The organism is Stutzerimonas stutzeri (assembly GCF_024448715.1).
Taxonomy (GTDB): Bacteria; Pseudomonadota; Gammaproteobacteria; order Pseudomonadales; family Pseudomonadaceae; genus Stutzerimonas; species Stutzerimonas stutzeri_AR.
In genome coordinates this window covers 485451-504404 of the sequence record NZ_JAMOHZ010000001.1, presented here as the reverse complement: position 1 = coordinate 504404, position 18954 = coordinate 485451, and the positions used below count along the sequence as shown (strand labels likewise).

At 58.0% G+C, this 18954-nt stretch carries 16 protein-coding genes and 1 pseudogene; 5 read left to right on the top strand and 12 right to left on the bottom strand.

Annotated elements, in window-relative coordinates; translation table 11 throughout:
• The 5 genes from NAV33_RS02150 to NAV33_RS02130 form a co-directional block, all read right to left on the bottom strand.
• Complete coding sequence (locus tag NAV33_RS02150; RefSeq protein ID WP_255976417.1) at positions 1-1023, bottom strand: lipase secretion chaperone; 1023 nt, start codon at positions 1021-1023, stop codon at positions 1-3.
• 46 nt (positions 1024-1069) lie between these two features.
• Positions 1070-2011, bottom strand: coding sequence for a triacylglycerol lipase (locus NAV33_RS02145; RefSeq protein ID WP_255976415.1), 942 nt, complete (start codon positions 2009-2011; stop codon positions 1070-1072).
• A gap of 315 nt (positions 2012-2326) precedes the next feature.
• Entirely contained in the window at positions 2327-2824 is a 498-nt protein-coding gene (gene greB, locus NAV33_RS02140) for a transcription elongation factor GreB (protein ID WP_255976413.1), read from the bottom strand.
• Between the two features lie 74 nt (positions 2825-2898).
• Entirely contained in the window at positions 2899-5400 is a 2502-nt protein-coding gene (locus NAV33_RS02135) for an ABC transporter permease (protein ID WP_255976411.1), read from the bottom strand.
• Positions 5397-6083, bottom strand: coding sequence for an ABC transporter ATP-binding protein (locus NAV33_RS02130; RefSeq protein ID WP_255976409.1), 687 nt, complete (start codon positions 6081-6083; stop codon positions 5397-5399). Before NAV33_RS02130 ends, NAV33_RS02135 begins: the two co-directional genes overlap by 4 nt.
• Before the next feature lie 10 nt (positions 6084-6093).
• On the opposite strand from NAV33_RS02130, the gene NAV33_RS02125 reads away from it, so the two are divergent.
• Complete coding sequence (locus tag NAV33_RS02125) at positions 6094-6699, top strand: arylesterase (protein ID WP_255976999.1); 606 nt, start codon at positions 6094-6096, stop codon at positions 6697-6699.
• A gap of 945 nt (positions 6700-7644) precedes the next feature.
• Here NAV33_RS02125 and NAV33_RS02120 read toward each other — a convergent pair.
• From NAV33_RS02120 to NAV33_RS02095, 6 genes are all read right to left on the bottom strand, one after another.
• Positions 7645-8184 carry an HNH endonuclease gene (locus NAV33_RS02120; RefSeq protein ID WP_255976407.1) on the bottom strand — a complete coding sequence of 180 codons (540 nt, stop codon included), beginning with the start codon at positions 8182-8184 and terminating at the stop codon, positions 7645-7647.
• 58 nt (positions 8185-8242) lie between these two features.
• Complete coding sequence (locus NAV33_RS02115) at positions 8243-8893, bottom strand: BRO-N domain-containing protein (RefSeq protein WP_255976405.1); 651 nt, start codon at positions 8891-8893, stop codon at positions 8243-8245.
• 279 nt (positions 8894-9172) lie between these two features.
• The gene (locus NAV33_RS02110) at positions 9173-13132 is read right to left on the bottom strand and encodes a transglycosylase SLT domain-containing protein (protein WP_255976403.1); all 3960 of its coding nucleotides are present in this window, start codon (positions 13130-13132) and stop codon (positions 9173-9175) included.
• 93 nt (positions 13133-13225) lie between these two features.
• The gene (locus tag NAV33_RS02105) at positions 13226-13492 is read right to left on the bottom strand and encodes a hypothetical protein (protein WP_255976401.1); all 267 of its coding nucleotides are present in this window, start codon (positions 13490-13492) and stop codon (positions 13226-13228) included.
• 765 nt (positions 13493-14257) lie between these two features.
• Positions 14258-14635, bottom strand: coding sequence for a hypothetical protein (locus tag NAV33_RS02100; RefSeq protein ID WP_255976399.1), 378 nt, complete (start codon positions 14633-14635; stop codon positions 14258-14260).
• Between the two features lie 88 nt (positions 14636-14723).
• The gene (locus NAV33_RS02095) at positions 14724-16028 is read right to left on the bottom strand and encodes a tyrosine-type recombinase/integrase (RefSeq protein WP_255976397.1); all 1305 of its coding nucleotides are present in this window, start codon (positions 16026-16028) and stop codon (positions 14724-14726) included.
• Positions 16029-16237: 209 nt separating this feature from the next.
• Between NAV33_RS02095 and NAV33_RS02090 the strand changes: the two are divergent.
• The 3 genes and pseudogenes from NAV33_RS02090 to NAV33_RS02080 form a co-directional block, all read left to right on the top strand.
• Positions 16238-16528 (top strand): annotated as a pseudogene (locus NAV33_RS02090) (arylesterase); the annotation flags it as partial.
• Between the two features lie 44 nt (positions 16529-16572).
• On the top strand, positions 16573-16854 hold the full coding sequence (locus tag NAV33_RS02085; RefSeq protein ID WP_255976395.1) for a hypothetical protein: 282 nt from the start codon (positions 16573-16575) through the stop codon (positions 16852-16854).
• 70 nt (positions 16855-16924) lie between these two features.
• On the top strand, positions 16925-17890 hold the full coding sequence (locus NAV33_RS02080; RefSeq protein WP_255976393.1) for a L,D-transpeptidase family protein: 966 nt from the start codon (positions 16925-16927) through the stop codon (positions 17888-17890).
• A gap of 85 nt (positions 17891-17975) precedes the next feature.
• On the opposite strand, the gene NAV33_RS02075 is transcribed toward NAV33_RS02080, so the two are convergent.
• Positions 17976-18230, bottom strand: a complete 255-nt coding sequence (locus tag NAV33_RS02075; RefSeq protein ID WP_025241419.1) for an Lpp/OprI family alanine-zipper lipoprotein — start codon at positions 18228-18230, stop codon at positions 17976-17978.
• A 426-nt stretch (positions 18231-18656) separates the two neighbouring features.
• On the opposite strand from NAV33_RS02075, the gene NAV33_RS02070 reads away from it, so the two are divergent.
• The gene (locus NAV33_RS02070) at positions 18657-18947 is read left to right on the top strand and encodes a GNAT family N-acetyltransferase (RefSeq protein WP_255976391.1); all 291 of its coding nucleotides are present in this window, start codon (positions 18657-18659) and stop codon (positions 18945-18947) included.
• Positions 18948-18954 lie beyond the last annotated feature (7 nt).

Here is an 18954-nt window from a genome sequence, read left to right as displayed (position 1 = left end):
TTAGCTATTTTTCGCGGCGAGTAGCTGTTCGGCTGCCTCGAGACGCAGGCGCTCATGTTCGTCGAAACGTTCGGCTGCCATCCGACTAATTGCCGCGCGCTTGTCGGTTTCGCCAAGCCCCCGGCTGTTCTCTATTCGCACCTTCTCTTCTCGATAGGCCTTCACTCGCCGCTGCCAATCCTGGCGTTTACGGTCGAGTTTTTCCAGGCGGGCGGTTGCGACATTGCCGACCAGCTGTTGGCGCAGCTGGCGAATTTCGCTCGGTGTTGCGCCGTTGGCCTGTAGTGTCCGGGTCTGTTCGTGCAATTCGGTCTGCAGTTGCGGCGCCAGGCTATCCAGCAATTCGGCTGGCAAGCTGTTCTGTAGCCTGTCGATGGCAGCTCCCTTGGCTGCGGCATCAAGAGTCGGATCGCGGCGAATCGCTAACCTTTCGAGAGTGAAGCGATCGGTCGCCTCGTCCAATGCGAAGAATGCTTGGTGCACCGGTTCGCTGAAGATGCCGGCGCGTAATTGCTGAACCGCGCGCAACCGTTCACGCATGGCGTCAATATCAGCGCGCTGAGCATGGGTCTTCTCGAGCATCAACAATTGCCGCTTGTAATCCAGATACTGCCCCAGCACCTGCAATGCCTGGCCTTTCGCGGGTTGGGAAAGTTGCTCTTCGATATAACGGCGTAGACGGGTGACGCTGGCCTCAACCGACTCTTCGCCAATGGCTGCCAGAAAATAGTCGAAGACGCGCCGGACATTGCCATCGACGATCAGATTGCCGGACGGGTCCGCCTGGAGCCGGCCGTCAACCTGCGTTCCGGCAAATGAGCCAGGCAGACGGTTAATCTTCGTGCTCGGCCGCTGCTGCGGATCTAGCGAACGAAACTTCGTTTTTTGTAAGGTTGGTGAGCTGGCTATGGCTGGCTCGGCGAGCGCCTTTGCCTGAGTCAGCGTCGGTTCGGTCGGCTCATGCCAGATTGCCGCGACACCGATGGTGACAACCAGCAAGAACAGCAGTGCGAGTTTTTTCATCGACATGCCTTGTGGCGGAGCCGGGGCCGACTAGCCCCGGCGATCTTTAGAGACCTGCGTTCTTCAGGCGATTGGCGTGTTGGCGGTAGACGGTCAACGGATCAGTCTCGAACAGACTGGTCAGCCCAAGCACCTGGTTGACCTCGTCCAAGTGATTCATCCGATAGTTGTCGCGGATGACCATGCCCAGGTGCGAGCTGCAGCGCCCAACCAGACCATCGTTTGCCTCGTCGAAGGCGAGTGAGCCGGCGCCCAACATCGCATCGCTGATGTCCAGTGGGTTGGTCAACGGGCTGGTGCCGCCCCAGGAGTAGTAGCGCACGCCGTTGACTTTGTATGCCCCTTCGCCACATTCGCTGGTCGGGATCCCCTGCGGATATTTGGCGTTGAAGCGTGCGGCGCCCTCGCTGTTGAGCGATTCGAGTGTTCCAAGCGCGTTCTGTGGTTCGGTGCTGGGACTGCCGGAGAGGAAATGGATTAGCGCGCCCATGCCGTTGACCAGCCCGGCAACGATGGTCTCGCCGCCGGATCCCTCGGGTATCTTGCGAATCAGGTCAGCAACGTCCGAACCTTTGTGAGGTGCGCCGACACTGGTGACAGAGGCAATCAGATCGGGCCGCACAGCAGCGACGTAGCGTACAGTCGGTCCGCCGTGGCTGTGGCCGATCAGATTGACCTTGGGTTTTCCGCTTATCGCGACGATTTCTTCGACTTGGTCAAGCAGTTCTTCACCGCGGAGTTCCGAGGTGTTGAGCTGACTTACTTCGGTCACGTAGACCTGCGCGCCATCACGGCGAAGCGCATGCGGGATGCCATACCAGTAGTCGATGCCGAGCATACTGTCGAAGCCCAGCATGCCGTGGGTAAGAACGATCGGGTAACGGGTCTGGGTGTAGCCGCTGGAGCTGAACAGGCCGGCATGCACCTGGCTGGAAAGCGCCATGGCGGAACCGAGGCAGAGAGCAAGCAACGTTTTCTTGTTGTTCATGGATGCACTCAATCAGTTGGTGAATCGGGCATTGGGCAATCCATCGCCATTCACCGCGCGCTGCGCGTACTGCAGGCGCAACAAGCGCAGCAATCGTGCCAGGAGTGAGGCCAACGACAAATAACCGCTCTGGCATGGCGTATCGAAGATGATTGATAGCAAAAGGCTTTTAGCGGTGACCCGTTTTGCCTGTTACCAGACGGAACGTTGTGTGAGTAGGAAAGTGATGATGTTCGAATATTTGCGCTTATCTCACGATAATCGCTGCATTTTCGCAGAATTTAGCGACTGTATAGTCGCAATGAAACTGGCGAGTCACGCGTAGTCGATGGCGACGACATACCAGAGCTTCGGGCCGGTGGGTGTTTGTACCTCTACTTCGGCATCCAGCGACTTCCCCACCAGTGCTCGTGCCAATGGCGAGTCGATGCTGATCAATCCCTGGCGCAGCTCCAGCTCGTCGGGACCAACGATGCGATAACGGGCCTGTTCGCCATTCTCATCTTCAACCGTCACCCAGGCGCCGAAGTACACCTTGCCCGGGTCGCTTGGCTTGTCGCTGACGACCTTGAGTTTTTCCAGTCGCTTGGTGAGAAAGCGTACGCGGCTATCGATTTCCCTCAGCATCTTCTTGCCGTAGGTGTATTCCGCATTTTCGGAGCGATCGCCTTGCGCTGCCGCTTCGCTGACGGACTGGGTCACCTGAGGGCGTCGCACGTGCCAGAGTTCATGCAGTTCGGCCCGCAGCCGCGCCTCGCCTTGGGGCGTGATCAGTGGAGTGCCAGCAGGGCGAGGCGGGCGATAACGGCTCATGAACGATCCAGGTCAGTGTGAAAACGACCATTCTAGAGGCAGTTATCGCCATTCGGCGAGCCGGGTTACCTCGCTCAGCTTTCTCGGAGCACGTTGAGCGGGCTGGCGTTAAGTGCTCGACGCGTACCAATTACGCCGGCCGTACCGACCAGTAGCGCGCCGATCAATGGCAACACCAGAAGCCAGGGATGAGGTTGCCAGCGCAAATCGAACGCAAAGTGATAGAGCAGGGCGCTGACCAGCTCACAGCCCAGTGCGGCAAGCAGACCACTGGCCGCGCCGAGCACGCCGAACTCGGTACGTCTGGCTTTGAGCAGCAACTTGCGCTCGGCGCCTAGCGCTCTTAGCAGCGCGCCTTGTTGAATGCGTTCGTCAAGGGTTGACTGCAACCCTGCGAACAGCACGGCCAGTCCCGCCGCCAGCACGAACATCAGCACGTACTCCACGGCCAGCGAGACCTGCGCCAAGATGCTGCGCAGCTGACTGAGCAACGCCTCGACCTGCAATATGGTCGCAGAAGGGAAGTCTCGTGCGAGTCGCACCAACTCGCGATCCTTGCCGTCAGGTAAATGAAAGCTCGTCATGTAAGTGGCCGGCACATCCTGCAGCGTTTGCGGCTCGAAGATCATGTAGAAGTTGGGCTGGAAACTGTCCCAATTCACTTCGCGCAGGCTCGTCACGCTGACGTCGCGGGTAAGGCCGCCAACGGTGAAGCTGAGCCGGTCGCCCAGCTCTACTTGCAGGCTTTCCGCAAGCTCCGCTTCCACCGATACGCCGGGCAGCTCACTGCGTTCACCATTCCACCAGTGGCCGGCGGTCAGGCGATTATCAGAAGGCAGGTCGCTTGCCCACGTCAGGCTCAGGTCCCTGCGAATCGCTCGCTCGCCCTGGCTTTCCTTGCTAACGAGCTGGCGCACCGGCTCACCATTGATCGCGACCAGGCGGCCCGGCACAACGGGGTACAGCGGTGCGGCGTGGTCCGAGAGCGCCGCAATGCGCTCGGCGAAGGCATCCCGATCGGCTGGCAGAACATTTAGTACGAAATGGTTGGGCGCGTCGTCCGGTAGCTGGTTCTGCCAAGTATCGAGCAGTTCGCCGCGTAGCAATGCGATCAATGCCATGGCCAGCAGTATCAGGCCGAAGGCCAGCGACTGACCGGCGGCCGCCAAGGGGTGACGGAGCAACTGCCCGAGCCCCAGACGCCAGCTCAGGGATGCGCCAGAAAGCCCTCGGCGTAGGCCCTGCAGCGCCAGCAACAGCAGCCCACCGAGTATCAATGTGGCAAGCAGGCCGCCACCCAGTAGCGCGAGGGTGATTTTCAGATCCAGGCTCAGGCGCCACATGATCAGCCCAAGGGCTACCACGGCCGCGCCGTAAACCAGCCAGGAGCTCGGAGGAATAGGCAGCATGTCACGTCGCAGTACCCGAAGGGGCGGTACGCGTCCCAACGCTGCAAGTGGCGGCAGTGCGAAGCCAGCTAGTGCTACCAGTCCCGTTGCAATGCCCGCCAATGCCGGCCAGAGCGTCGCTGGCGGTACTTCGCTGACCACCAGATCACGCAGCAGGAAAAACAAACCATGCTGCGCCGCCCAACCCAGCAAAGCGCCCGCTGCGCTTGCAACCACACCAAGATAACCAAGCTGCAGGGTGTAAAGCATCAGCGCCTCGCGCCGTGATAACCCCAGGCAACGCAGCAGGGCGCTGGCATCGAAGCGGCGTGCGGCGAAGCGCGCAGCCGAGAGTGCGACCGCGACGCCTGCGAGCAATACAGCGGCAAGGCTGGCCAGGTTCAGATAGCGCTCGGCGCGTCCCAGTGCACCGCCGATCTGACGATTGCCGTCTTTCGCAGTCTCGATGCGCTGATGCGGTTGTAACGCGGGTTTGATGGCTTGCTCGTAGGCTTCGAGCTGCTCCGGTGAGCCGCGCCAAAGCTCGCGATAGCGCACGCGGCTGCCGGGCTGAACCACGCCGGTCGCGTCAAGATCGTCGAGGTGCATCAGTACGCGTGGCGTCAGGCTGTAGAAATCACCCACGCGATCCGGCTCGTAGGTCAGGACGCGGGTCAGTTGCAATTGCTTGTTGCCTACTTCGATGCGATCGCCGATTTGCAAGTCCAGCGCCGCGAACAATCGTGCCTCTGCCCAGGCTTCGCCTGGTTGCGGTCCCGGTCCGGGTTGTTCGGGCTGATACGGTGCGGCTGCGCTGCGCAGTTCACCACGCAACGGGTAGCTGCTATCGGCGGCCTTGACGCTTGCCAATTGCAGGTTGTCATCGGTCGCGATGACGCTGGAAAACTCCACCGCACGAGCATGGTCGAGCTGTAGGCGGGTGCCCGCTGCGATCTGTTCCGGTTCGGCGGGTGCACTGCCGCGCAATACGAGGTCGGCCCCGAGGAATTCCGTGGCACGCATCATCATGGCGTCGTTCAGGCGCGCGCCGAAATAGCCAATGGCGGTGCTCGCCGCTACGGCGATCAATAGCGCGAAGAACAGGACGCGAAGCTCTCCGGCACGAGCGTCACGCAATAGCTGGCGCAGCGCCAGAGCAGCCAGTCGGCTGGCGGGCACACGCTTCATCGAGTTTGCTCATCGCGGAGCTGGCGACCGCCTTCCAGGCGGAGCAGATGCTGGCAGCGTTGGGCCAGGCGCTCGTCATGGGTAACCAACACCAGCGTGGTGCCGCGCTCTCGGTTCAACTCAAAGAGCAACTCGGTGATATTCGCGCCGGTATGACTATCGAGATTGCCGGTTGGCTCGTCGGCAAACAGCACTTCAGGCTCGGCGGCGAATGCGCGGGCGACGGCAACGCGCTGTTGTTCGCCGCCGGACAGCTGGCGAGGGTAGTGATGCAGTCGTGCACCGAGTCCGACTCGTTCGAGCAGCTCGGTCGCTTTCGCCTGTGCATCGTGGCGGCCATGAAGCTCGAGCGGCAGCATCACATTCTCCAACGCATTGAGACTGTCGAGCAGTTGGAATGACTGAAAAACGAAGCCGACGTGCTCGGCGCGCACCCGCGCCCGTTGGTCTTCATTCAGCTCGCCGAGCAGATGGCCGGCCAGGTGCACCTCGCCGGAGCTGGGCAGATCCAGGCCGGCCAGCAGGCCGAGCAGGGTTGATTTGCCGGAACCGGAAGTGCCGACGATGGCCAGGCTGTCACCTTTGTCGATACTCAGGGATACGTCGTCGAGTATCGCCAGCTCGCCTTCCGCGCTGGGTACCGCTTTGCTAAGGTTCCGGGCGTAGAGAATGCTGGCATTCATGGAGATTCCGATGCGAAAGTGGCTAAAAATTGGAGTTCTGGTGCTGCTGTGCTGGGCTCAGGGAGCCCTGGCGGGGACGGTGCTGGTAGTCGGGGATAGTATCAGCGCGGCTTTCGGGCTGGAAACCAGCCAGGGATGGGTGCATTTACTCCAGCAACGCCTCGATGCGGAGACACCGGACTATCAGGTGGTGAACGCGTCGATCAGTGGCGACACCACTGCCGGCGGGCTTTCCAGGCTGCCCACTCTGCTCGAAGAACATGAGCCGGAGGTGGTGATTTTGGAGCTTGGCGGCAATGATGGCTTGCGTGGCCAATCGCCGGCGCAATTGAAACAGAATCTTGCGGCGATGGTTGAGATGTCACAGGAAGCGGGTGCTAAGGTGCTCATTTTGGGGATGCTTATGCCCCCTAATTTGGGCAAGAGATACACCGAGGCGTTCGCCAAAGTGTTCCCCCAAGTAGCCTCTGAGCACGATGTCCCGCTGGTCCCGTTTCTGCTGGAGGGCGTGGCTGGTGTGCCTTCCATGATGCAGGGTGACCAAATCCATCCAACTGCTGAAGCACAATCGAAACTGTTGGATAACGTCTGGCCTACTCTCGAACCGCTGCTCTGATTCAATCGTAAGGATTGAGCGAGTGTGCCAAGCGTAGCGGCATCATATCCCTAATGTCTAACACTGACTGAACAGAGTTCTAACACTTACAGCCCCAAGGCAGTGCACGGAATAGGCGAGCGGGGCACCCGTTTGATTGCCCAGACGACCCACGGTTTACCTTAGAGACCCAAGGAACCGAGGGGGCGGCACGGGGGATTGGGCGCTGGGTTTCATATTGATATGGGCTCTCTGATTTTTCTGCCGGATTCTCACGGCCATCCCAGCGGCTAAAGAGATGACCCAGGGCAGAACCACCAGCAGCCAGTAAGCAGCCTTTAGCTTGCCCATAGGAATATCCTACTGTAATTGTCAGGTATTGCGAAAAAAAGCCCCAAGACCCGTTACGGTCGAGGAGCTTCTGGTATTTCAGTGGTGACAAGTGGGGTCGATGGTCTGAGCGGTCTTGTCTAAGGTGCCCAGGCTCAACCCTTTGGACTGACGCACCGGGCCACCTAAGCTGTCGCTTTGACGCCCGTGAGATATGAGGGCTCCGACCTTTAGCAATCAGGGTCATGGTCTGGCAAGACCTGCCCAACTTTAGGAGAACCAAAGGTCTCAGAGAACCTCAGAGAAATCACTGAGTTAAAGATTATTTAAAGAGAATAAGAAGATGATCTCTCAGTAATCTTTAAGTAAAAGCCACCCGCGTCTGTAAGCGTCACTGGGGCCACCACCTCCCAAAGACGACCGGGACACACCCGGCTTACTTACAGCTCACCCCGGCTCGACTACCGGGCCTGAGGTCAACCGTAGTCAACGGCTTGAGCGCTGTCACGGTCGGACGATCAGGTATGAAGGGTCACCCTGAGTCAGCTTATTGGCTGACCTTGGGAAGTCGAAGGGAGGGCACCAAGGGCCTCTCCTTTTAGTGAGGACTTTTGGCTACTGGCGTGCTACTGCCGCTCAGTCGTGCCGTGCAAACTCACCATGTAGCTCATCGCGGACCTGTCGGGCATAGTCATGAGCGGCCTTTGAGTTCGCCAGCTCAGCCACATGGACCTCCCCACGCACCATGATCGTGAAGACGTAAACGTCCCCCTTTCGTTTCACGCCTTTAGGGAGCCCCACCGAGACCGCGCCGTCTCGCCGTCCAGGGGATCGCTTGTTCTGAAGGTTCTCAGCTTCGGTACAGGCCCTCAGGTTGTCAGGGTGATTGTTCAGAACGTCCCCGTCCCGATGATCTACCACAAGCTCCAGCGGGTCCCGGTTATGAGTAAGCGCCCAGATTATCCGATGGATACGGTAGCTTGAGCCCTTGAAGTTGACGCGCCAGTACCCGTCAGAGCCAATTCCCCCAGTCGCTCCGAGCTTGCCAATACGAGCACGCCCACCCGGCACGGGGCTTGGTGCGCCGATCCGTTCTAAGCCGGATGGGCACTCTGGGTTAACTTTGAAGCAACGTCGCAGTTCTTCAAGATCGGGAAGCGGTTTGATTGTTTTCATGTTGTCCTCCAAAGGTGAGGACTGTTGTGTCCTCCTTTTAGTGAGGACTTTTGGCTCATCAAGTGACCGGCAGGACATAGGGTTCCAGCTTGTCGATCCCAGGGCGAACCAGCCCGATAGACTCACCGACTTCACGGAAGGTACGGCGGTCGAATAGGAGGTTGTCCGAAAGAGAGGACATAGTGGTCCCCTCGTAGGGACTTGGCTCAGCAGCACCGGCTACAGGACGCCCCAGAAGCTCCTTGAGCATCGCCTCCAGTCCATTGATCTTGGCGTGAAGCGCTGCGAACTCCCCGGAGAACTGCATGCCCTCCTTGGTGGTGGACTCGTTGACGTTGTAAGAGCCCTTCTTGCGGATCGATGGGAGCACCTCACCGAAGACCCAATCGCGGAACGGCTGGGACTGAGGCGCGTTACCCCTTGCGAGCATCTCGTAGGTTTCACGCTCGGTGAATAGCACGGTGGTAGAGCGTAGGCGATGCCCCTGATCGTCTGCTGGAATACCACAAGTGGCGGAATGCGCCACCAGCACATCGCTAAGAGAGACCCCATAGTGGCTCAGTCTTCTGGCCTTGTTCACGGCACCTTTTGGGTCCTTCAAGCCCGCTGCCCGTGCCACCTGAGTAGCAATGAACAGGATGTCATGCTCTGGGTGACCCACGAGTATGTCCAGCTCTATCCCCATGAAGGACTGCTTGGTGAACTGCATAGCGTTGTTATTGGTTTGCGTTGTGTTGGCGTTGTTTTTCATTTTGGTTGTTATCTCGTGATTTCGATCCGACCCAGTATGTCGGCCAATTGATAGATAAAGACCTTGGCGTCTCCGCTTGTGGTCCATTGGTGAATCTCAACGGTTGCCTGAGGCCCAGGCGTTGTGGTGACCACTTCGAGGCGATCAATGCGAGGCCGAAAAAAAAACGGAAGGGGCCGCAACGATTTCTCGCACGGCTTACCTTCCGTTTTCATTGAGGGGCGTGGAACCTGTGGCTTACCGGGCCTTATCGACCCCGTGAGCCTCAGCCAATCGAAGCATTAGGTTTTGGCTACCTGGGTCGTTCGGAACGAAGTGACGCAAGGCGTTCCATAGAGCCGTTCGGTATCCCTGAGCATCACTGCCACGCTTATCAGCCATCAGGCCCAGCGCTGAGTTGACCCCTTGGAACCCGTTCGCCACCACTTGAGCCGCTGGGACCTGCTCAGCCAAGCGTGACCCGAAGTCCTGAATGTCGCTGGACCGTAGGGCACCATACTTGATGGGCTGGTCGTCACGCTCCTTGTGATCCTGTCTCGGTAGGATTGACGTTCGCACTGCTGCCGCCATGTCCATACCAAGGGGAGCCGCCAGGAAACCAGCAGCACCCAAGGGAGCCCCAACGTGCGAACTCCGCGACAATGCCGCATAGGCCAGCATGTTGGGATCAAGGGCTTTCTTCAGGTAGTCACCACGTTCCCGCTCGGGCATCCCGAAGGACTTCATGTGCGCCTGGGCCGCATAGAACCCAGTAGCCAATCCAACCGACACGATGCCTTTTAGCGCTTGGTCGAAAGCCTGCTGCTTTCCGCCTTGGGTCGACTCCCACCATCCGCGCATCACTCGGGCATTGATGCTTCGTAGAACGAACATCTTGAATTGCAGAGCTGCCGCCCAGTAAGCCGATTTCTGTTCGACCATCTGATAGGAAACCTTATGCGGCCTTAGGATCGTCTCATCGGCCACAGCATCACCCAGACGCCAAAGGTCCATTGAGCGGGGGTCCGCTGCGAGAGCCTCAGGGTTCTCCAAGCTCCACTTACCGTCGGCGGCACGCCTGAAGTGAGACCTGATGAGCTCCTCAATGCCTGCCATCTGCTCCGGTGTGATGCTCGCTGAGCGAAGCCGAGCGTCAGTGAACAGACTGGACCTCGTGCCATTAAGCACGTTATCTGCAAGGTCCACGATGACCCCTTGGCGTCCAGCGTCCATGATGTAGTTGCTGGTTTCCCGGAGGAACGCCGTGAACGGAGAGCGAGCTGCAAGTTCTCCCGTTGCCCACTTGGTTGCCCCAGCGGCTTGCGCCCAGAACTCCCCATGACGCTCCCTCAGGCGATCCACGATGTCCATCCGGGTTGGTCTAATAAGGTCATCTAGCTCCTTGCCGAAAACTATGGTGTGCACCTGCTTGATATCTTCAGGGCTCAGATTAGTACCAGCAGTTGTCAGGTTCTTGAGATACGGAACACCATGGGTGAGCATCTTCAGGTGCCCCTTGACCACCAGACTGGCCGCTTCAGTGAAGTTCTGAATGCCCATGAAGGCGTTCTTCGTGACGAACCCAACATCCATGGTGGCCCGCAGCATCGTCTCGAAGGCATCCTCTGGCTTGGCCCTACGGGAGCGCCCGGTGAGCAACTTGAGGGCACCCATGAGGGCATCTGCCTCTTGGTTACCATCAGCGCCGCGCGCGCGCTGCTTGGCCTTCTCTGCGATTGCTTTGAGTTCCTCAGTGGACTTCCCAGTGCCGCCCATGATGGCGATGTCACCGTTAACACGGCGATCGTACTGAGGGACCACACGCATCACAGCGAATTCACGGAGGTCATTCACGGAGAACAGCGTCCCATCTGGCAGGTTTACCTTAACGTCCGAATCGAACAGGTTCCGCGCTTCGAGGTACGCATTGTTTCCCAGCCCAGCGCCGTCCTTTAGGTGTTCCTCAATGATTGAGCTACTGTTGAATTGGTCGGTGTGACTGATACCGTAAGCCTTATCCTTGGCGTACTTCTGGACTGCCTGCATGACTTCCTCAGCGGTCGGCTTCTCGATCCCTTCGGCCTTCAGCTTCTCCTCGATCATCTTCTCCACACGGGCTCGCGTGGCCGGACGCTTGGCGTAACTGGTAAGCCAGGACCGGGCGATAGCTTCCTGTAACCCATCAGCACCACCAAGCTTTTGAATCATCATCTGCTTGGCGTGGGTGCTGTATCGCTGAGGGAAGTAGCTGCCTTGGTGCCTCGTCTCGCTGAGGAGACTTTTAGCTCTCGGGTTGCCGAACTGGCCGGGGTTCTCGATGAACAGCCACTTCTGTTCCATGTGCTTCTTGAGCGACTGAAGTAGCTTTTGCTCAGCTGGGTTTAGCCGGTGATTGCCAGTAGGGTCCTCCATAGCCTCAACCACCTTGCGGCTGATTACTTCCTCCTTGGCTGCTGCTGATAGTGACTGGTTGTGCCAGTAAGGGTCGCTCAGTGTCTCATCAAGAATCCCACGGAACTCGTTATGCGCCACGTTATCCTGAGCCCTGAGGCGATCCACGATGTCCGAAGCGGTAGCCCCGAACTTACCATTAGAGGCGTCCTGATACCCTGTAGGTGACCGGAACAGATCATTAGCGAGACCCCGAATCTCAAGGTCCTGAGACCGGCCAAGCATTAGGCCAATTTCGGTGATGTTCCCCAGGCGAACCCCAGCGTTAGCACGTACAGGCTCGGGGTCAATCTCGCGGAAATCCTTGAGCGTCTTTGGATTCAAGGGTGACCCACCACTAATGATGGTGCCGTCTGGCATCCGAGCCGCTGCGGAATCGAATGGGACATCCATGTAGGGAACCGCTGCGTCCTCCTTGATTACGTCTATATCGACCCGGTACGGCATTGCCGCTGGGTCTTCCTCAAGACCCTCAAGACGGGCTTTCTCGCGGTTCTGAAGGCGATGCAAGCTACCGGAGAACGACCGGAAGTCGTACTCGTCGATCATCTCAAAAGCCTTGGTAGTCGACGGACGAGGCCCGAAGATGCCATTGAGGACCCCACCGAAAGCAGCCCCACCCGCAATAGCCATCAGCAGGTTCTCCTCTCGACCTGACGCCTTGGCCGAATCGTATTCAGAAAAGCCATTTATCGGCCCACCTGTAATGGCCCCGCCAGCAATCCGGGGCCCAAGTTTCACACCTGTGGCCCTTGCTGGGTTCACCAAGGTCCAAGGGTCACCAAACGACCCTGCGGCACCTCCTATGACCTGAGCGCCGAATCCCTGAGAACGGATCATCTGATCAGTTCGCTGGTTCTCCTGGGCCAGATTTAGGTTCGACTCGAAGTTCTCCCGGCGACCACGGAGAACGACATCATAGAACTGTGGATCGAGGCCAGAAGCGCGGACCTTGTCATAATCATCCTCGGTCCAGTCGGTGAGTTTTCCGCCTTGAAACGGATCATTACGGGCATCGTGCAACATCGCGAACGACTCACTGAAGTCCAACTCATCGCTTGCTAAAGCGGCACGAATAGCCATCCCAAGCGGGGACAGCTCCAGTTCACCTTCAATCGCCATGCCGGTGCCCTCGAAGAACCGAGGGTCCTCATTATCATCAGTGCGGCCAGTGGTCTCGTGGAGCAGCTCCTTGAAGCCCTGGGTTTTCTCGGGGACTTCCTTGCCACCCATGTGCATGGACGAGCCATTAAACGGGATAGCTCCGGCCTCGACGGAGGCGCTTGAGGGCTTTACGAAGTCGGTAAGCTCAGTCGTTTTGCCGACCTTAGCGACATCCGCCAGCTTCGCCATGTAGTTCCGGCCCTCCTCCGAGATGGACCCAAAGTCCCCTCGGTCATATGCTTCGAGCTGGGGGCGACCCAACTTGCCAGCCCCTTGGTTGTACGCCAAGAGAGCCTTCATCTCATCACCACCGGCGAGCTTCAGGTTGTCCTTCATGTGCCGAGCGGCTGCGTCGATTGACTTGGCAGGATCGTAGAAGTCCTCCTCGTTGACCAAGCCATAAGCCTTGCCGGTGGCCTTGGTGAACTGACCGATGCCTCGGGGACCCGTTGGGCTCTTAGCATTCGGGTCGAAGGAGGACTCAAGGAATAGCTGCTTGTGGAGTAGCGCGTAGGAAACCCCGTGGGTGTCAGCGGCTTCCTTGATGAGGGTGTCAAACGGACCACCCTGGGACTTGATCTTTGTGTACGGGTCGTTGCTCATTTGGTTACCTCACTGAGTTGGTGTCTTTCAGTGAGGACTTTTGGCCGTCTGCATAACTGAATGCGCTCAGCAGTCCGACGAGGCCGAGCGTTTCTACTCTTGAGGTGGCTCCCGGCGTGTCCTGCTGGTTAGCCTTTCCAGCGTACGGATGGTTAAGTTATCGAATTCCTCTTGGGTCATTCCCTGAAGAACTTTCCAGCGTAGAGCTTGCTTGTCGAACTCTTGCTGGTGCATCTCCACCAGCGTCCGTTTTCCATCAAGCCTGCCGTATAAATGGTAAGCCGAGCGCTTTTTAGCCGCCGCGTGGAGGCCAGCGAGATGCTCTCGGATGCCTCGAAGCTCCTCAACAATTTCTCGCATATCACAACCCATCACCAAGCCGCTCGGAGCTGCCGACGCTCCCGAAGGTCTCGCATGTCGCGGAGAGCCCTAAGCATCCTTTCGGTACGGGGTGAGCCCTCCGCAGCATCATCTCGAAGACGCCGAGCTGGCGGATGTCTCACTGGCGCTCGACTCGTGGTCTTAGGGTTCAACGCGAAGGAGCCGCAGTCGGTCCCATCCTGCCGAACCGTGATGATCCCGGTAGAGTCTGCGAGCATTGTGATTAAGGTCGTTCCTACCAGACGCGAACATCTGTGGAACTCGTCCTCATCAGCGATGCGTGGGCAATTAGACAACTCCAGGGAGAAACCGCCAAGAAAATCAGCAAGCTCCGCGATTGGCGTTGGCCTGAAGTCTGGCCGGAACCAGCCCATGGTGAAGTTAACCGTATCGGTAGCGGTCGATTGAGGGTCGAACTTTTCGAGGTAGGAGAGTGCTTCGTGCGCCCCAGGGCCTAACGCTTTCTGGTCGGACAGCCAGTTACCGAAGTGCTCAACGAAACGAGGCACTAAGGCGGCACGGAGACGGCTTTGAGAGGACAGCGGGATACCAATGTTTGCAGCAGGCATAGGTAAAGCTCCTATAGAACGACATTAGGAAATTGCTTTACGTTGCGTTGCATTACGTTGGTGCCAAGCCCTTGGGTGGACCTGGGTTCCCTTTGGGAACTCTCGGTGTGGTACTACGGAAGCAGTGAGTCACACCGAGCGAGGGTAGCATATAGCCACTATATTTCGCCGTTGTCTACTGTTTCAACATAAATGCCGTCGCTCTGCCTCCAAGAACATACCAACAGTTACGGTTTAAGCCGGAATCCTTGGACACGTTGATGCTGGTTATTCCATCTGCGCCTTGGGCATACGCCGCTACTTTCAGGTCGGTAATAACAGTGGCTTCGCTTGGAGCTTGCTCTACAAAGCTCCGATGGCAACGTCCCGCCGAAACCTCACCCAGGACTTCCGCGCCGCTGGGCAGAGCATCGTAGACTTTCACCAAGCGCACCGCTTCGCGCTGATCCTTCAAGCTCAGGTACGACTGACCGTTACCCACCTGCAAATTTGATGAGTAGGACGAGCAGCCAGATAAGGCCAACAAGGTGAGGCTAATAGCTAAAGAGCGCATACAAGGTCCATCTATGGCGTAACGATGGTGTCAGTATGCCATCAGTCCGTTCGACCCAAAAGACCAAGGGCCCCAGCGTGTCTACCGTTCAACAGTAGATGTCCTCCAGCACCTCAGCGAGCGCCTTTATCGGGATGCTGTTGCCATAGGCATCGTATGAAATAGCCCCTGACGCATGACCAAGGATCGCCTGAGCGAAGGGCAGAGGTGTCCCTTTCGACTGGAGCCTGGAGGCCATCGAATGACGCAAGGAGTGGAGCGTCTGGTTCTCTGCTCGATTCTCCCCAAGCGCCTCCCTGAGGAGTGCGCCGAGACCACGGCTGGCGTTCATCGGGTTGATGCCATTGTCAGATGGCAAAGCCCCCGCTTTGATTGCTTCAAGAAAAGCCGTCAGGTCAAACCCCAAGGCCCCGTCGATCAGCGGGACCAGACGCGAGCTGTAGCTATTCTTTAGGCTCTTGGAGCCCCTCTCGTTGATGTCGATACACCAGCAGCCATCGACCTGCTTGATATCTTCCTTGGTGAGCTGTGCGATTTCCCCCACACGAGCCCCAGTGATAGCCAGTAGAGACAGGCCCCAGCGTTGCCACGAGGTTGAAGGGAGCCCATTGGCATGACTCATGGCTTTCGCTACCTGGGACTCAGTGAAACCCTCTCGTTCGCTCGTGGTGGACTTTGTGAGCTTGAGCTTGGTTGTATACGCCTTCTTGATCAGGTCATTCGCCTCAGCCCACTTTAGGACTGTCGAGAGGGTGGCGAGCAGGTTGTTCACGGTGGACGGCTTGCGGGATTCCAGCAGGTTCGTCCGCACGGCTATTAGGTCTTCCCGCTTGTGCTTGCTTAGGTCTGAGACGCCGACAGCCTCAAAGGCCCTTCCAATGACCGTATGAGCCGTCCGAAGGGCTCCCAGCGTGGAAACCTTCACATTGACCGAGTGTTCAGTCATGTAGCTGTCCGACAGGTCTTCCCACGATAGGGGCTTGGGTTCCTCAATGGTCGCTGGGAGTCCCTGAGGTGGACTTACAGATAGGGAGGCAGAAGCGAGTCTTTCTCTATCAGAAGCAGAATCGTGATCGAGCTCGTCTATGATTGATGCGAGGCCTTTAGGGTGTCCGTCAATACGTCTCTCCGCTTCGTGCATGATCCGCCTGCTTATCTCCACGGCTTTCGCTTGAGGAGCGGTAAGTGGGGCAGTGCGCGCAAACTTATGGAGGTCCTCGCGCATATCTGAGTAGACGAGCCCCATCGTGTCGAGCAGTTCCCAATCAGTTGGGGATGCCAGAAGGTCCTCAGCGGTAGCCCTGAGGTGGTCGCGGAGTTCCTCCCAGGTTGCCTCTGGGTTGTCAAGGTGGAAGGCCCTGAGTGTCGATAGGAGCTGTTTGCTGGTGGTCATCGCGGTCGGTCTATCAGTGGAGCGTAGGGATAGCGTACAGGAGCCCTTGAGGCTAAGCGGTCGGACCCTGAGATAGTACGTACCTGAGCGGCGATAGTGCCACGGCTTGGCGAGCGGAACTTCTAACACATTTCTAACAATTGACGGTGCAGCTTGAGCATTCATTTGGCTGAAACCCTTGTGGTTACTGGGTCTCGCCTCTATCCTTCAGATTGAAACAGAATCTTGCGGCGATGGTTGAGCAGTCGCGCCAGGCAGGTGCCCAGGTTCTGCTGCTCGGCATGCGTTTGCCGCCGAACCTGGGGCAGCGCTACACGACTGCGTTCGCCAACGCGTTCGATTCGCTTGCAGAGGAAAAGGAGCTGCCCTACGTACCGTTTTTTCTCGAAGGTATAGGAGGGGTTGCCGGAATGATGCAATCCGATGGCGTACATCCCGTGGCCGGCGCGCAGCAACGGCTGCTGGACAACGCCTGGGTGGCGCTCGAACCCTTGCTTTGAGGTCTACGCGCGGCTACTGTCGCGCCCTTCGATCGGAGCCTCAGATGCCGCGCCCAGCCTGGACCCTATTTGCCTATCGCCTCATCGTTCCGGACGAGCAGTTCGACCTGTTTGCTTGCCGCGAGAACCGGCTGCATCTGGCGCTGCGGCAACTGGAATTGAGCGGCCGGGTCGATCGCACGCTTTGCGGCGGTTTCTTGCCTGCGCAACCGCACTGGCAAGATCTGGAGCGCTCGGTGCTCAAGGATCGGCGACTTTGCACGGCATGCCGTGAGGTGCTCAGCGCGCAGCGCAAAGGCCTTCCGTCTGCCATCAGCGCCTGGTAACTCGGCGGCCGCTGCCCCTTCGAGTACAATCGATAGCAACACCGATCACCCATTCCCAAGGAAACCCTGAATGCTCTCGCGCGCGTCTGCAGTCGCCTCCTGTATTTCATTCGCTGCTTTACTGTTGGCCGGGCAGTGCGCGGCTCTTGAGTTGCCGTTACCTCCGGAAGGTGAAGACGTGGTCGGCCAGATTCAGGTGATCAAGGCCAAGTACGAGGACACTTTCGCAGCGTTAGGCGAGACGCATGACCTTGGCTACCTGGAACTCATCGCGGCTAATCCGGGCGTGGATCCCTGGCTGCCGGGCGAGGGTACCGACATCATTTTGCCGACGCGTTTCATTCTGCCACCGGGACCGCGTGAAGGCATCGTGATCAATCTCGCTGAGTACCGTCTGTATTACTACCCGGAGGGCAAGGGTGTGGTTCATACCTTCCCGCTAGGAATAGGTCGCGAAGGTTGGGGGTCACCGGTGGGCGCGACCCGTATTTCGGCCATGACCAGCAATCCGGCCTGGTATCCGCCGCAGTCGATTCGAGATGAGCATGCCGCCGAGGGCGATCCGCTGCCGAAGGTCGTTCCGCCAGGGCCGGATAACCCGCTGGGGCCGTACAAGATGAGCCTGGCGCTGCCGGGATATCTCATCCATGGTTCGAATAAGAAATTCGGCATCGGCATGCGTGTTAGCCACGGTTGTTTCCGCATGCTCAATCACAATGTTCTCGAGCTGGCGGGGTTGGTCAAGGTCGGAACCCAGGTGCGGATCATTGATGAGCCGTACAAGTTCGGTGTTAGTCAGGGCAAGGTGTATCTGGAGGCTCATACGCCGCTGGAAGACGAGGACGGGCATATGACTCTCATGGACAAGCACGCGGTGGTAATCAACACGCTGCTGAAGCGTGACGAGGCCGCTGGTGCGCTGCAATTGGATTGGGAGATGGTTCGCGAAATCGTCGCAGGTGAAGATGGCTTGCCAATTCAGATCGCCGAACAGGGACAGGCGTTGGCCAGTAGCCACGAAGAGCCGATATTCTGAATTGCGTGAATTGTCGGGTGGTTGTTAATCGGTAGCCCATAAAAAAGCCGACCTGTTGCAGGTCGGCTTTTTTTCGCCTGAAGCTTTACTTGCGGCTGGCGCGTTCCAGCATACGCAGTGCACGCTCGTTGGCTTCATCAGCAGTCTGCTGAGCCTTCTGAGCCGCTTGCATAGCCTCGTCGGCCTTGCTGTACGCTTCGTCGGCACGAGCCTGAGCACGGGCAGCGGCGTCTTCAGTCGCGGTCAGACGGGCTTCGCTTTCTTTGGTCATGCTGTTGCTGCAACCAGTAGCCAGAACTGCGGCGAAAGCCAGAGCAGAAAATTTCAGAACGTTGTTCATCGTGTTCCCCTTAAGGATGAAATCCATGGCAACTTCCGTTATGGAAAGTTGGCGCGCACATACTACCGATAAGTTGCGCTAAGTAAACGGAGGCAAGCAGCGGCTACTACAATTTTTCTGCAAGCTCATTTCTTTTTCGGCACGCACCTGGCTAAGTTGGTTGAAAAACAATCAGAGCCAGCCGTTGCACTCGTTACATGGACCGATGTCGGGGCCAAAAAGTTGCACTTTTCTAAACGCGCCCGCAACTGAGTAATGTATCGTCGACAGCGTTGGCTGCGCCGCAGTGCAAAACTTCAAAGCATTTGTAGCCATGTCTTGCATGGCGGTAGCATGCGCTGTCCAACTAATAAGAAACGAGGGGGTGCGGACTTCGCATGACCTCAAGGCGATGACAGGGCAGGGCGAGCCTGCAGAGGAGGCGAGATGAGCGACAAGCTGACCATCCATCATGATCGGGCAGGCCATCAATTCGAGACCACCGTGGATGGTTATCGCGCTTATCTCGCTTATGTCGATCTGGGTAAGCAAACCCTGGATATCTACCGAACCTTCGTACCTGACGCTCTTCGCGGTCGTGGCGTTGCCGCGGTGCTAACCCAACATGCGTTGGATTACGCCACGCGTGAAGGCTATACGGTGATTCCGTCCTGTTCGTATGTGGAGAGTTATATCGAGCGCCAGGGCAACCCGGCGAACACATCTGATAAGGAATAAAAAACGC

Coding starts and splice junctions, on each gene's coding strand:
- NAV33_RS02150 (WP_255976417.1), bottom strand. CDS start 1,023: ATGAAAAAACTCGCACTGCTGTTCTTGCTGGTTGTCACCATCGGTGTC.
- NAV33_RS02145 (WP_255976415.1), bottom strand. CDS start 2,011: ATGAACAACAAGAAAACGTTGCTTGCTCTCTGCCTCGGTTCCGCCATG.
- greB (WP_255976413.1), bottom strand. CDS start 2,824: ATGAGCCGTTATCGCCCGCCTCGCCCTGCTGGCACTCCACTGATCACG.
- NAV33_RS02135 (WP_255976411.1), bottom strand. CDS start 5,400: ATGAAGCGTGTGCCCGCCAGCCGACTGGCTGCTCTGGCGCTGCGCCAG.
- NAV33_RS02130 (WP_255976409.1), bottom strand. CDS start 6,083: ATGAATGCCAGCATTCTCTACGCCCGGAACCTTAGCAAAGCGGTACCC.
- NAV33_RS02125 (WP_255976999.1), top strand. CDS start 6,094: ATGCGAAAGTGGCTAAAAATTGGAGTTCTGGTGCTGCTGTGCTGGGCT.
- NAV33_RS02120 (WP_255976407.1), bottom strand. CDS start 8,184: ATGAAAACAATCAAACCGCTTCCCGATCTTGAAGAACTGCGACGTTGC.
- NAV33_RS02115 (WP_255976405.1), bottom strand. CDS start 8,893: ATGCAGTTCACCAAGCAGTCCTTCATGGGGATAGAGCTGGACATACTC.
- NAV33_RS02110 (WP_255976403.1), bottom strand. CDS start 13,132: ATGAGCAACGACCCGTACACAAAGATCAAGTCCCAGGGTGGTCCGTTT.
- NAV33_RS02105 (WP_255976401.1), bottom strand. CDS start 13,492: ATGCGAGAAATTGTTGAGGAGCTTCGAGGCATCCGAGAGCATCTCGCT.
- NAV33_RS02100 (WP_255976399.1), bottom strand. CDS start 14,635: ATGCGCTCTTTAGCTATTAGCCTCACCTTGTTGGCCTTATCTGGCTGC.
- NAV33_RS02095 (WP_255976397.1), bottom strand. CDS start 16,028: ATGACCACCAGCAAACAGCTCCTATCGACACTCAGGGCCTTCCACCTT.
- NAV33_RS02085 (WP_255976395.1), top strand. CDS start 16,573: ATGCCGCGCCCAGCCTGGACCCTATTTGCCTATCGCCTCATCGTTCCG.
- NAV33_RS02080 (WP_255976393.1), top strand. CDS start 16,925: ATGCTCTCGCGCGCGTCTGCAGTCGCCTCCTGTATTTCATTCGCTGCT.
- NAV33_RS02075 (WP_025241419.1), bottom strand. CDS start 18,230: ATGAACAACGTTCTGAAATTTTCTGCTCTGGCTTTCGCCGCAGTTCTG.
- NAV33_RS02070 (WP_255976391.1), top strand. CDS start 18,657: ATGAGCGACAAGCTGACCATCCATCATGATCGGGCAGGCCATCAATTC.